This window comes from Streptomyces sp. LaBMicrA B280 (genome assembly GCF_049222185.1).
GTDB classification, from domain to species: domain Bacteria; phylum Actinomycetota; class Actinomycetes; order Streptomycetales; family Streptomycetaceae; genus Streptomyces; species Streptomyces murinus.
On the sequence record NZ_JBMJCT010000001.1, the window covers coordinates 139,276 to 152,446 of the forward strand.

Here is a 13,171-nt window from a genome sequence, read left to right on the forward strand (position 1 = left end):
CTCATCCGCGCTCACCCACATGGCCTACGGCGCCCTACGCCGGACGGCGTAAGACCATGAGGCTGCGGTCCTTGAGGGTGAGCCGGTCGCCCGCCCCCGCCTTCGCCCCCGAACCTGGCGGGATCCCTTCGTCGCGGGCCGTGTCGACCACCACCTGCCACTGCCGGCCGTGGTTCACCGGCACCAGGAAGTCCAGCGGCTCCGGGGAGGCGTTGAACAGCAGCAGGAAGGAGTCGTCGGTGATCCGCTCGCCGCGCGGGCCCGGCTCGGAGATGGCGTTGCCGTTCAGGAACACCGTCAGCGCGGACGCCCCCGCCGCGTCCCAGTCCCGCTGGGTCATCTCCGCGCCCTGCGGGGTGAACCAGGCGATGTCGGACAGCCGGCCGTGGCCGCCCTCCACCGGGCGGCCGTGGAAGAAGCGGCGGCGCCGCAGCACGGGGTGGTCCCGGCGCAGCCACACCATGGTGCGCACGAACTCCAGCAGTTCCCCGCCGTCCTCGGGCCAGTGCAGCCAGGAGATCTCGTTGTCCTGGCAGTAGGCGTTGTTGTTGCCGCGCTGGGTACGGCCGAACTCGTCGCCGTGGCTGATCATCGGCACGCCCTGGGACAGCATCAGCGTGGCGAGGAAGTTGCGCGTCTGGCGGGCGCGCAGCGCGAGCACCCCGGGGTCGTCGCTCTCGCCCTCGGTGCCGCAGTTCCAGGACCGGTTGTGGCTCTCGCCGTCCCGGTTGCCCTCCTCGTTGGCCTCGTTGTGCTTGTCGTCGTACGACACCAGGTCGCGCAGCGTGAAACCGTCGTGGCAGGTGACGAAGTTGATGGAGGCCAGCGGGCGGCGGCCGTCGTCCTGGTAGAGGTCGGAGGAGCCGGTCAGCCGGGAGCCGAACTCCGCGAGCGCGCGCGGCTCGCCCCGCCACAGGTCCCGTACGGTGTCGCGGTACTTGCCGTTCCACTCGGTCCACAGCGGCGGGAAGTTGCCCACCTGGTAGCCGCCCTCGCCCACGTCCCAGGGCTCGGCGATCAGCTTCACCTGGGAGACCACCGGGTCCTGCTGGACCAGGTCGAAGAACGAGGACAGCCGGTCCACCTCGTGGAACTGCCGGGCCAGGGTCGCCGCGAGGTCGAAGCGGAAGCCGTCGACATGCATCTCGGTGACCCAGTAGCGCAGCGAGTCCATGATCATCTGGAGCACGTGCGGGGACCGCATCAGCAGCGAGTTGCCGGTGCCGGTGGTGTCCGTGTAGTAGCGGGGATCGTCCGCGAGGCGGTAGTACGAGGGGTTGTCGATGCCCTTGAAGGAGAGCGTCGGACCCAGGTGGTTGCCCTCGGCGGTGTGGTTGTAGACGACGTCCAGGATGACCTCGATCCCGGCCTCGTGCAGCGCCCGCACCGCCGACTTGAACTCCAGCACCTGCTGGCCGCGATCGCCCCAGGAGGCGTACGCGTTGTGCGGGGCGAAGAACCCGATGGTGTTGTAGCCCCAGTAGTTGCTCAGGCCCAGGTCCGCCAGCCGGTGGTCGTTGACGAACTGGTGCACGGGCATCAACTCCAGCGCGGTCACCCCGAGTTTGGTCAGATGTTCGATGACCGCGGGATGGGCGAGCGCCGCGTACGTGCCGCGCAGCTCCTCGGGGAGGCCCGGGTGACGCATGGTCAGTCCCTTGACATGGGCCTCGTAGATCACCGTGTGGTGGTACTCGGTGCGCGGCGGCCGGTCGTCGCCCCAGTCGAAGTACGGGTTGATCACCACCGAGGTCATGGTGTGCGGCGCCGAGTCCAGGTCGTTGCGCCGCTCGGGCGCGTCGAAGTGGTAGCCGTACACCTCCTCGCCCCAGCGCACCGCGCCCGCCACCGCCTTGGCGTACGGGTCGAGCAGCAGCTTCGCCGCGTTGCAGCGCAGCCCGCGCCCGGGGTCGTAGGGGCCGTGCACCCGGAATCCGTAGCGCTGCCCCGGCATCACCCCCGGCACATACGCGTGTCGCACGAACGCGTCGCTCTCGCGCAGTTCCACCGCCGTCTCCGAGCCGTCGTCGTGCAGCAGACACAGCTCCACTCGGTCCGCGGCTTCGGTGAAGACCGCGAAGTTGGTACCGGCGCCGTCGTACGCGGCGCCGAGCGGATACGCCTCTCCAGGCCAGACCTGCATGGCAATGACTCTCCCAGGTGGGCGGCCCGCCCGGGGGCCGGTCCGCGCGACGGCACGAAGTCTCCCCGAAAGCAGGAACGGGCCCGGCCGGGTACCCCCGGCTATGAAACCGCTCACTCCCCATGTGCGGGCGGCGCGGAACGGCCCACGAACGCCAAGCAGTTGAGCAAAGCAGGAGGGGGACCGACCTGTCCATCCGGCTGCACCGCGCCGCGCTCCCGGAGTACCCTTCCTTGATCGTCGAGACGGGAAAGGCCCGGGGACGGAAGGCGGTGCACGGGTGGGCTCGGGAGGGCTGGAGCTGCCCCCTGGTGGCGAGGGTCACGAGGGAGACTCCACGGACGTCCCGCCCGGCGCGGTGTCCCTGGCACGGCCGATGGACGCGGGTTCCATCGGCCCGGAGCTGGACTGGGGCGCCGACGCCTGGCACGAGGTGCGCACCCGCGCCCAGCGGGCCGGCCGGGCCTACATCTGGCTGAACCTCGTGGAGCAGCGGCTGCGTTCGGTCGTCGCCGCCGTCCTGCGGCCGGTGTACGAGCCCGTGCACGGCGACGAGTGGGTGGTCGCCGCCGCCGGACCGGCCGGCCAGGAATGGGTGCAGCGCGCGGTCGCCGTGCGCGAAGTCAGCCGCCGCAAGGGCTACTTGCTCGACCCGGCGGACGACAATGTGCTCAGCTTCCTGACGCTGCCCCAGCTGCGCGAGCTGATGGTGCAGCACTGGCCCTGCTTCGAGCCGTACTTCGACGAGCGCCGCGACCTCGAACTCGCCCTGGACGAGCTGGAGGTGACCCGCAATGTCGTCTCCCGCAACCGCGCCCTGTCCCAGGCGGTGCTCGGCCAGGCGGAGCGCGCCTCGGCCCGGCTCCTGGAGATGCTCGGCGCGGACGGCGACGTGCCCTCCGCGCGCCGGCTGCCCGTCGACGCCGTCGAGGACCTGGTCGGCGACCGGTACGCCGACGTGGTCGCCGTGCACTCCGACCGGGTGCGGCTGATGCGCCAGTTCCCGGCCGAGGACATCTTCGGCGGCGCCCGGCGCCTGGACGCCATCGGCATCGGCCTCAACCTGCTGGTGCAGAACTTCTCCGGGCGGCGCCTGGTCCGGCTCGCCGAGACCGGCTGCCGCGTCCGGCTGCTCTTCCTCAACCCCGCCTCCAGCTCGGTCAAGCGCCGCGAGCGCGAACTCGGGATGAAACGGGGCGAACTGAGCCGCTCGGTGGAGATGAACATCCTGCACATGCGCCGGGTGCGCTCCCGGCTGCGCGACCCGGACGCCTTCCAGATCCAGGTGTACGACGAGACGCCGCGCTTCACCGCCTATCTGGTGGACGGCGACGGCGCCGACGGCGTCGCCGTGGTGCAGTCCTATCTGCGCGGGGCGCGCGGGATGGAGTCGCCGGTCCTGGTGCTGCGCAACGGCAGCCGCCTGGTCACGTCGGACGACGCGGGCGACGCCGGGCTGTTCCCGACCTACCGCGAGGAATTCGAACTGGCATGGGCGGATTCGCGCCCTGTGTCCTGATCCGTCCCCCGAGCTCCGCCGAAAAGCGGAACGCGGTCCTCTGATTGTCAGTGCCCCGTGCGAGGGTGGAGACCACTGGGGGAACGCACCATCGAGAAGGGGGACCGCCCATGGGCTGGCACCAGGAGCTGCTGGTCGGCTTCGACCTGGAGACGACCGGCACGGATCCGCGCGAGGCACGCATCGTCACCGGCGCGGTGATCGAGGTCAGGGCCGGTGAGCCGCTGGGCCACCGGGAGTGGCTGGCCGATCCGGGCGTCAAGATCCCGGCGGACGCGGTCGCCGTGCACGGGATCAGCAATGAGCGGGCGGCCGCCGAGGGCGAACCCGCCGACCGGGTCGCCGACGCCATCGCCGAGGCGCTGGTGTCGTACTGGAAGGCGGGCGTCCCGGTCGTCGCCTACAACGCGGCGTTCGATCTCACCCTGCTCTCCGCCGAGCTGCGCCGCCACCGGCTGCCGTCCCTCGCCGACCGCCTCGGCGGAGCCGCGCCCGCGCCGGTGATCGACCCGTACACCATCGACCGCCGGGCCGACCGCTACCGCCGCGGCAAGCGGAACCTGGAAGCGGTCTGCGCCGAGTACGGCATCGTCCTGGGCGCGGCGCACAACGCGTCCGCCGACGCCCTCGCCGCGGCCCGCCTCGCCGCCGCGATAGCCGTCCGGCACCCCAAGGTCGGCGCGCTCGGCCCGGCCGAACTGCACCGTCGCCAGATCGAGTGGTACGCCGAGTGGGCCGCCGACTTCCAGGCCTTCCTGCGCCGCAAGGGGGACGCGACGGCGGTGGTGGACGGAGTGTGGCCGCTGCGCGAGCTGACGCCCGAGACGGTGTGACGACGGCCGTCCGGCCGGTGTGATCAGAAGGGGTACCAGCGCACCGACTCGTCCCCGTCCCGCAGCGACGCCACCCGGCGGCGGAACTCGGCCAGGGCCTTGGGATTGCTGGGCGCGTGCTGGGAGACCCAGGCACAGCTGGCCGTCTCGCGGGCGCCGCGCAGCACCGAGCAGCCCTCCCACTCGCGCACGTCAAAGCCGTAGGTCCCGGTGAAGGCGTCGTACGACTCGGCGGGCAGCCCGTACCGGTCACGGGAGAGGGCCATCACCACCAGATCGTGCTCGCGCAGATCGGCGGAGAAGGTCTCCAGGTCCACCAGGACCGGCCCCGCGGGCCCGATGTGGACATTGCGGGGCAGCGCGTCACCGTGGATGGGCCCCGGCGTCAGACGGGGCGTCAGCGCGGCCGCGGCCGCCGCGAAGCCGTCCCGGCGCGCCCGCAGAAAGGCCGCGTCCTCGGGGTCGATCGCCTCGCCCGCGAGCCGCAGCCAGCGCTCCACCCCGCCCAGCAGCTCACGCGGCGGCAGCGCGAAGGACGGCGCGGGCAGGGCGTGCACCAGGCGCAGCAGCCCGGCCAGGTCGCGCGGCTCGGCGGGGCGTACGGCGTCCGGCAGCCGGTGCCACACCGTCACCGGATGGCCCTCGACCAGCCGCGGCTCCGGCTCGGCCGCCCGCACCGCGGGCACGCCCGCCTCGGCGAGCCACCCGGCGATGTCCACCTCGCGCCGGGCCCGCGCCAGCAGCTCGGCGTCGCGCCCCACCTTGACGACCAGGTCACCGGCGGCGAACACCGCGTTCTCGCCGAGCGCGAGCAGCACCGCGTCCCCGGCCCCCGCCGCGGGCACGCCCGCCGCGGCCAGTACGTCCCGCGCCCGTGCCTCGTCCATCGTGGTGCCTCTCGTGCCGCCGTCTTCCGCGAGCCGTTCCCGGGGGACCGGCACCCGCCGTTTCCCCGGTCAGTCTCCCATCCGGGCGGCCCGGCACCCGCCCGGGCGTCATGGGATGTCCGTTCCGCCGTCAGAGATCCACTTTGTGATTACGAAAGCTTGTTGAACAAGTCACAGCTGCGTTCAGAGGTTGATCCGGCCCCCGCCGAAGCGGCATTGTTTCGCGCAGCCCGCCCCACGGGGGCCGGGCCCCGGCCGTCGTGCCCGCCCCCACGGGGCACGACGGCCGCTCTAAACTGACCGGGTGACGACCTATGCGGCGCTGTTGCGCGGGATCAACGTCGGCGGCAACCGGAAGCTCCCGATGGCCGACCTGCGCGCCCTGCTCGACACCCTCGGCCACACCGGTGTGCGCACCCATCTCCAGAGCGGACAGGCCGTGTTCACCACCGACCGGGGCGACGAGGACTCCCTGGCCGGGGAGTTGACCCGGGCGATCGAGGACCGCTTCGGCTTCCCGGTGGACGTGCTGGTGCGCGACCACGCCTATCTGGCCGAGGTGGTCCGCGCCTGCCCCTTCCCGGCCGCCGAACTGGCGGCCCGGCAGCTGCACGTCACCTACTTCTCCGCGCCCGTCACCCCCGACCGCTACGCGCACCTCGACCAAGTCGCGCTCCTTCCCGAGGAGTTCCGCCTCGGCGACCGCTGTCTGTACCTGTACGCCCCCGACGGCCTCGGCCGCTCCAGGCTCGCCGAGGCGCTGGGCCGCCCGCGGGCCGCCAAGGACCTGGTCGCCACCAGCCGGAACTGGAACACCGTGCTGAAACTCGCCGAGCTGACCGCCCCCGAGGCGTGATCCCCTGTGATGGGATCGGGTCCATGCGCTACATCGTGATCGGAGCGGGAGCGGTCGGCGGCACCGTCGGCGGACGGCTGGCCCAGGCCGGACGCGAGGTCGTCCTCGTCGCCCGCGGCGGACATCTGACGGCACTCGCCGGGCACGGGCTGCGACTGCGCGTCCCCGAGGGGGAGCTGACGTACCGGCTGCCGGCCGTCGAGGGCCCGGAGCCGCTCGGCGAGCTGCGCGCGGACGACGTCCTGCTGCTCGCCGTGAAGACCCAGGACACCGCGGCCGCCCTGGACGCCTGGGCACCCGCCCCGGTGGCGGGCGGCGGCACCGCGGGGCAGCGGCTGCCGCTGCTCTGCCTCCAGAACGGCGTGGAGAGCCCCCGGATCGCGCTGCGCCGCTTCCGCCGGGTGTACGGCGTCTGCGTCTGGCTGCCCGCCACCTTCGTGGAGCCCGGCGTCGTCTCCGCCCCCGGCGCCCCGCTCACCGGCATCCTCCACCTGGGCCGCGCCGAGGGCGGCACCGACGACACCGCCCGGCGGATCGCCGGGGACCTCGCCGCCGCGCGCTTCGAGGCGCCGGTCGTGCCGGACGTGGCCCGCTGGCAGTACGCCAAGCTGCTCGGCAACCTCGCCAACGCCCAGGAGGCCCTGAGCGGCCCCATCGAGGGCGCGGCGGCCGAGGGGCTGTACGCGAGGGTGCGGGCCGAGGGGGAGGCCGTCCTGGCCGCCGCCCGGATCGCCCACGCGAGCGTCGAGGAGCAGCGCGCGGTGCGCGGGGACAAGGTGAACCCGGTCCCGCTGGCGGATGCCCCGCGCGGCGGTGGCTCCTCCTGGCAGTCCCTGGTGCGCGGCACCGGCAGCATCGAGGCGGACTACCTCAACGGCGAGATCGTCCTCCTCGGCCGCCTGTACGGCGTGCCCACCCCGCTGAACGAACTCCTCCAGCGCCTCGCCGGCACCTTCGCCCGCGAGCACCGGGCGGCCGGTTCCCTGCCGCCCGCCGACCTGGTCCGGCTGGCCGACGAGGCGCGACAGGCGTCGGCCTGACCCTCCCTCGAAGCGGCGGCGAACGGTCCTGGACGGCGCACTCCGCTTCCCCTGAACCGGAGTTCGAACAGACCCCCGCCGGAGTGGCTGATAACCGCCCCCGCGGAGGCCCGACTTGGCCTTCCCCTGTGACATCCGGATCACCCGAGGCGCAGAACGGAGTGCCGTCGCGGTCCGACGTCACAGGGGAACGCCGGACCGCGACGGCTTTTACCACGGTCCTCACCCGTAAGGGGGCGGCTCCGCGAACAACGCGACAAGTGCGCCCCGTTGTCCCTAGGGTGAGGCACGCCGGACGGCCGGAACGACACCGCCCATCCCCCCACCGGAGCGTGTGCACGCCGTTCCGCTACCGCGTCCGGGGCCGCGGGCGGACAGCCGGGCCGCCCGCACAGTGGCGATTTTCGGCCTACCTCTGATCCACGAGCGAGGACAGGACATGAGCACCTACGACTACGGACACCCCAACGGACCTGGACAGTACGGTGAGTTCGTCGGCCTCGACCTGACCCACGGCACGCCACCGCTTCAGGCGCTGATCGCGGTCTCCGCCCGGCTCACCGAGGCACTGCGCAGGGAGTGCCCCGGGCTCGTCCGGCAGGGCCAGATCATCGAGGCGGCGTTCGCGGAGTCCGCCGACGACGGACTGCCGCCCAACCGCGGCCGGATCCGCTCCGCCCTGGACGACATCTGCATCGGGGCGTCCGCCGGCACCGCCAGCCTCGCCTACACCCGGCAGCTGGTGCAGGCCCTCGGGCTGTGACACCCGGCCGCGCCCGGACGGCTGCGGCCCCTCAGGCGCCGAGCGCCTGGAGCGCCGGGCGGCACGCGGCGTCGTACCGGCGCAGCAGCAGCCGCGCCACCTCCGGCGCGGGCCCCAGCACCTCGGCGAGGATGTCCGCCCCGGCCGCGCCGCGCGCGATACGGTCCGGCAGGAAGCCGGGCGCCAGGACGTACGGCGCGACGGCGACCCGCGCGCAGCCGAGCGCGCGCAGCTCCCGTACGGCGTCCTCGGTGCGCGGCAGCCGGGCGGAGGCGAACGCGGGCCGCACGGCGCACCAACCGGTGCCCCGCCACTCCCGCGCGATATCGGCGATCACCGCGATCGCCTCCGGGTCACTGGACCCCGCCGAGGCCAGGACGACCCCGGTCGAGGACTTGTCGGCGGGGCTGAGCCCGGCCTCGTACAGCCGACGCTCCAGCGCCGTGAGCAGCAGCGGCGACGGGCCGAGCACCGCCGCCTGCCGGATCCGCAGCCGCGCCGGGGCCGCCCGCAGCACCGCCGGGATGTCGGCCTTCGCGTGGAAGGCGCGGGTGAGCAGCAGCGGCAGCGCCACCACGTCCCGGACGCCCTCCGCCGCCAGGGACTCCAGCACGCCGTGTACGGACGGCACGTTGAAGTCCAGGAAGCCGGTCTCCACGCGCAGCCCGGGGCGCTGCGCGCGCACCCGCTCCACCAGGGCGTGCACGGTGGCGGCGTGCCGCGCGTCGCGGCTGCCGTGGGCGATGACGAGGAGCACGGGCGCTTCCATCCGGATCAGCCTTTCACCAGCAGACCGCGGCTGCGCAGCACCCACCGCTCCAGCGGGCTGAAGATCAGCAGATCGATGGCGATGCCGACGAACAGGATCAGCAGGATGGCCTCGAACACCATGGCCATGTCGCTGGCCGTACGGGCGTTCTCCAGGAGCTGGCCGAGGCCGGTGCCCAGGTCGGGGAAGTTCGCGATGATCTCGGCGGCCATCAGGGAGCGCCAGGAGAAGGCCCAGCCCTGCTTCATGCCCGCCACATAGCCGGGCAGCGCGGCCGGCAGCGTGATGTGCCAGGTGCCCTTGACGCCGGTGGCGCCGAGGGTGCGGCCCGCGCGCAGGAACAGCGGCGGCACCTGGTCCACGCCGGACACCAGCCCGTTGGCGATGGACGGCACCGCGCCGAGCAGGATCACCGTGTACATCATGGAGTTGTCCAGGCCCAGCCAGATCACGGCCGGGGGCACCCAGGCGACCGAGGGCAGCGACTGGAGGCCGGACAGGATCGGACCGATCGCGGCACGCACGAACTTCACCCGGGCCACCAGCAGCCCCAGCGGGGTGCCGATCACCAGGGCGAGGCAGAAGCCGAGCAGACCGCGCGAGACGGACGTCCAGATGTAGCCGAGCAGCTTGCCCTGGAGCCAGTCGTCGCGGAAGGCGCCCCAGACCGCGCCCGGCGTGGGCAGCTTCGTCGGGTCGTCCACGATCTTCAGGGTGATCAGGCCCTGCCACACCAGCAGGACGACGGCGATCGCGGCCAGCGGCGGCAGGATCTTGTCGATCAGGGTCCTGCGGAAGGGCGCCCGGCTCGGCTGGGTCGTCTCCAGCGCGTCGAGGCCCGCCTCCACGCTGCCCGCGGCCGGGGCGTCGGTGGGTGTCGTGTCAGTGCTGGCCATGGCGGCGGATCTCCCCACGCAGTACTTCGGTGATCTCCAGGGACAGTTCCGCCACGGGCGCGTCCTCGATGCGGCGCGGCTGCGGGATGCCGACCTCCCACTCGCGGGCCACCCGGCCCGGCCGGGAGGACAGCAGCACGACCCGCTGCGCGAGGCGCACGGCCTCGCGCACATTGTGGGTGACGAACAGCACCGACAGGCCGGTCTCCGACCAGATCCGGGTCAGTTCGTCGTGCAGCACGTCCCGGGTGATGGCGTCCAGGGCCGCGAACGGCTCGTCCATCAGCAGCAGTCGGCTCTCCTGGGCGAGCGAGCGGGCCAGTGCGACCCGCTGGCGCATACCGCCGGACAGTTCGTGCACCCGCTTGCCGTACGCGCCCTGGAGGCGGACGAGTTCGAGGAGCTCCTCGGCCCTGCCGCGCCGCTCGGGTCGGGGAACTCCCCTCAGTTTGAGGGCCAGTTCGATGTTCTTGCCGGCGGTCAGCCAGGGGAACAGGGCGTGTTCCTGGAACATCAGCGCGGGGCGGCCGTCGGTGCGGATGGCGCCGGTGGTGGGCTCGTCCAGGCCCGCCACCAGGTTGAGCAGGGTGGACTTGCCGCAGCCCGAGGCGCCCAGGAGGGTGACGAACTCGCCGGGCGCGACATCGAGGCTGATGTTGTCCAGGACGAGCTGGGAGCCGCCCGGCGTGGCGAAGGACTTCGAGACATGCTCAAGGCGTGCGGCGTACTCCACCGACCGCGCGGCCTTGGCGAGGGTCGTGGCCATGGTCGTCACCTCCTGGGACGTCTTCGGGGCGGGCGTCAGCTGGTGCCGAGGCCGGCGGCGTCGACCGGGCTCTCGCCCTCGGCCTTGAGCACCTGGTTGAGGATCGTCAGGTCGTAGATCCCCTTGAGGTCCGGCTTCTTGAGCAGCCCGGCCTTGACCGCGTGCGCCGCCTCGGTGTCGAGGGTGGCGGCCAGCGGGTCGTCGGTGAACTGGACGGACTTCCACGCCGGGTCGAGCACGTCGGCCGGGAGCGCCTTGCCGGAGTCGTCCGCGAGCTGCTTGTTCGCGGCGCTCTTCGCCTGCTCCGGGTTGGCGTTGATCCACTTGTTGGCCTCGACGGACGCCTTCAGGACCGCCTCGACGGCCTTCGGGTGCTCCTTGAGGAACGCCTGGCGCACGATGATGTTGGTGATCACGAACTTGTGGCCCGGCCACAGCGAGGACTCGTCCAGGAGCACCTTGCCGCCCTCGGAGACCAGCTTGGACGCGGTCGGCTCCGGCACCCACGCGCCGTCGATGGAGCCGGACTTGAAGGCGTCCGGGGTCACCTTGTTGTCGCTGCGGACGACCGTGACATCGCCCTTGCCGCTCTGCGGGTCGACCTTCCAGCCCTGCTCCGCCGCCCAGTTGAGGAACGCCACGTCCTGGGTGTTGCCCAGCTGCGGGGTGGCGATCTTCTTGCCCTTGACGTCCTTCAGGGACGTGATCTTCTTCGGGTCGACGACCAGCTTCACCCCGCCGGACGCCGAACCGCCGATGATCTTCAGGGACTTGCCGTCGGACTTGGTGTAGCCGTTGATCGCCGGGGACGGGCCGATCCAGCCGATGTCGATGGAGCCGGAGTTCAGCGCCTCGATCTCGGAGGGCCCGGCGTTGAAGGTGGCGTAGTCGGCCTTGGTGGCGCCCAGTTCCTTCTGGAACAGGCCCCGCTCCCGGCCCACCAGAGCGGTGCCGTGCGTCAGGTTCGGGAAGTAGCCGATCTTGACGGAGCCGAGACCGTCGATCTTCTTGGCACCGGCGGCGACCTTGGCGGTGTCGTCGCTCTTGGCGTCGGAGCCGTAGCCGCAGGCGGCGAGGGTGAGCAGCGGCAGCGCGGCGAGCGCGGCCATCGAGCGGCGCAGGAACGAGGAGTTGATGGCAGGCACGGGAGGGTTTCCTCTCGTTGGCCCGGCGGGTCACGGTCTCTCAGGTCGTGGCCGGGAGGTCGGCAGGTCTTCGTCTGTGGGGGGTGAGGGCGCGCGAGCGGTGCGCGTACGTCAGCGCACACATCGCGCGACCCCGCCCTGTCCGCTGCCGAGGGCGCCGCTGCCGACGCGGCCGCCCTCCTTCGCGAACGTGGAGTAGACATCGGGTGCGTTCATGCTCAGAAGTCCCAGCCGTCGTCGTCGGCCGCGTCCTTGACGGGCTCCGGCGCGGCGAAGGACTCGCCGACCATGCCCGCGGTCAGGGTGGTGCCGTCGGCGGGGTCGATCAGGATGAAGGAGCCGGTGCGGCGCGAGTCGGCGTAGGCGTCGACGGGCAGCGGCTCGGCGGTACGGATCTTCACCCGGCCGATGTCGTTGGCGGCGAGCAGCCCGGGGTGCGGGTGCAGGGACAGATCGTCCAGGGTGAGCCGGGACGGGATGTCCTTGACGATCGCCTTCACGGTCCGGGTGCCGTGCTTGAGCAGCACCCGGTGGCCGACGGTCAGCGCGGCGTCGGCGACATGGCACACCGTCGCCTCCACGTCCCGCGTGGTCGGCGGCGCGTCCTTCGTCGGCACGATCAGATCGCCGCGCGAGACGTCGATGTCGTCGGCCAGCAGCAGCGTCACGGACTGGGTGGTCCAGGCGACGTCGACCGGCTCGCCCAGCAGGTCGATGCCGGAGATCGTGGTGGTCCGCCCGGACGGCAGCACCGTGACCTGTTCGCCGACCCGGAAGCTGCCCGCGGCGATCTGGCCCGCGTAGCCCCGGTAGTCGGGGTGCTCGGCGCTCTGTGGCCGGATCACGTACTGCACGGGCAGCCGGGCGTGGCAGTGCGCCAGGTCATGGCTGACCGGGACGGTCTCCAGGTGCTCAAGGACGGTGGGGCCGCCGTACCAGTCCATGTGCGCGGACGGCTCCACCACGTTGTCCCCGGTGAGCGCGGAGATCGGGATCGCGGTGACCTCGGGGATGCCCAACTCGGTGGCGTAGGCGGTGAATTCCTCGGCGATCGCCGCGAAGACGGGCTCCCGGTAGCCGACCAGGTCCATCTTGTTGACGGCCAGCACCACATGCGGGACGCGCAGCAGCGCGGCGATCGCGGCGTGCCGGCGGGTCTGCTCGACCACCCCGTTGCGGGCGTCGACCAGGATCACCGTCAGTTCGGCGGTGGAGGCGCCGGTGACCATGTTGCGGGTGTACTGCACATGGCCGGGGGTGTCGGCGAGGATGAACCGCCGCCGGGCGGTGGCGAAGTAGCGGTACGCCACGTCGATCGTGATGCCCTGCTCCCGCTCGGCGCGCAGCCCGTCGGTGAGCAGCGCGAGATCGGGGCCGTCCTGGCCGCGGTTCGCCGACGCCCGCGCCACGGCCTCCAGTTGGTCGGTGAGCACCGACTTGGAGTCGTGCAGCAGGCGGCCGACCAGGGTGGACTTGCCGTCGTCGACGGAACCGGCGGTGGCGAACCTGAGCAGCGTGGTGGCCGCCAGGGCCTCGGTGGTGACAGTGCTCATG

Annotated in this window: 12 protein-coding genes; 5 read left to right on the forward strand and 7 right to left on the reverse strand. The window is 72.4% G+C overall.

What is annotated here, in order from left to right:
• Positions 1-34: 34 nt before the first annotated feature.
• Positions 35-2,143 carry a glycogen debranching protein GlgX gene (glgX, locus tag ACLF5H_RS00625; protein ID WP_421674089.1) on the reverse strand — a complete coding sequence of 703 codons (2,109 nt, stop codon included), beginning with the start codon at positions 2,141-2,143 and terminating at the stop codon, positions 35-37.
• Between the two features lie 280 nt (positions 2,144-2,423).
• Between glgX and ACLF5H_RS00630 the strand changes: the two genes are divergently transcribed.
• Together ACLF5H_RS00630 and ACLF5H_RS00635 are read left to right on the forward strand one after the other, a co-directional pair.
• On the forward strand, positions 2,424-3,662 hold the full coding sequence (locus tag ACLF5H_RS00630) for an SAV2148 family HEPN domain-containing protein (RefSeq protein ID WP_421674090.1): 1,239 nt from the start codon (positions 2,424-2,426) through the stop codon (positions 3,660-3,662).
• 110 nt (positions 3,663-3,772) lie between these two features.
• Positions 3,773-4,495 (forward strand): 3'-5' exonuclease, encoded by a 723-nt coding sequence (locus ACLF5H_RS00635; protein ID WP_421674091.1) that lies wholly within the window; start codon positions 3,773-3,775, stop codon positions 4,493-4,495.
• 23 nt (positions 4,496-4,518) lie between these two features.
• On the opposite strand, the gene ACLF5H_RS00640 is transcribed toward ACLF5H_RS00635, so the two are convergent.
• A complete protein-coding gene (locus ACLF5H_RS00640) occupies positions 4,519-5,382 on the reverse strand; it encodes a phosphotransferase (protein ID WP_421674217.1) in 864 nt (287 codons plus the stop codon).
• A 304-nt stretch (positions 5,383-5,686) separates the two neighbouring features.
• Here ACLF5H_RS00640 and ACLF5H_RS00645 point away from each other — a divergent pair, with 304 nt between their 5' ends.
• The 3 genes from ACLF5H_RS00645 (at position 5,687) to ACLF5H_RS00655 (ending at position 8,041) form a co-directional block, all read left to right on the forward strand.
• Positions 5,687-6,238 carry a DUF1697 domain-containing protein gene (locus tag ACLF5H_RS00645; protein WP_421674092.1) on the forward strand — a complete coding sequence of 184 codons (552 nt, stop codon included), beginning with the start codon at positions 5,687-5,689 and terminating at the stop codon, positions 6,236-6,238.
• Positions 6,239-6,261: 23 nt separating this feature from the next.
• Entirely contained in the window at positions 6,262-7,278 is a 1,017-nt protein-coding gene (locus ACLF5H_RS00650; protein WP_421674093.1) for a ketopantoate reductase family protein, read from the forward strand.
• Between the two features lie 439 nt (positions 7,279-7,717).
• On the forward strand, positions 7,718-8,041 hold the full coding sequence (locus ACLF5H_RS00655) for a hypothetical protein (RefSeq protein ID WP_421674094.1): 324 nt from the start codon (positions 7,718-7,720) through the stop codon (positions 8,039-8,041).
• Positions 8,042-8,072: 31 nt separating this feature from the next.
• Here ACLF5H_RS00655 and ACLF5H_RS00660 read toward each other — a convergent pair whose 3' ends face one another.
• The 5 genes from ACLF5H_RS00660 to ACLF5H_RS00680 form a co-directional block, all read right to left on the reverse strand.
• Positions 8,073-8,810, reverse strand: a complete 738-nt coding sequence (locus ACLF5H_RS00660; RefSeq protein WP_421674095.1) for a sirohydrochlorin chelatase — start codon at positions 8,808-8,810, stop codon at positions 8,073-8,075.
• Between the two features lie 5 nt (positions 8,811-8,815).
• A complete protein-coding gene (locus ACLF5H_RS00665) occupies positions 8,816-9,706 on the reverse strand; it encodes an ABC transporter permease (RefSeq protein ID WP_421674096.1) in 891 nt (296 codons plus the stop codon).
• Positions 9,693-10,472 (reverse strand): ABC transporter ATP-binding protein, encoded by a 780-nt coding sequence (locus tag ACLF5H_RS00670; protein WP_421674097.1) that lies wholly within the window; start codon positions 10,470-10,472, stop codon positions 9,693-9,695. The genes ACLF5H_RS00665 and ACLF5H_RS00670 overlap by 14 nt, the downstream gene beginning before the upstream one ends.
• Positions 10,473-10,507: 35 nt before the next feature.
• Complete coding sequence (locus ACLF5H_RS00675) at positions 10,508-11,617, reverse strand: aliphatic sulfonate ABC transporter substrate-binding protein (RefSeq protein ID WP_421674098.1); 1,110 nt, start codon at positions 11,615-11,617, stop codon at positions 10,508-10,510.
• A gap of 218 nt (positions 11,618-11,835) precedes the next feature.
• Positions 11,836-13,170, reverse strand: coding sequence for a sulfate adenylyltransferase subunit 1 (locus ACLF5H_RS00680; RefSeq protein ID WP_421674099.1), 1,335 nt, complete (start codon positions 13,168-13,170; stop codon positions 11,836-11,838).
• Between the last annotated feature and the right edge of the window lies 1 nt (position 13,171).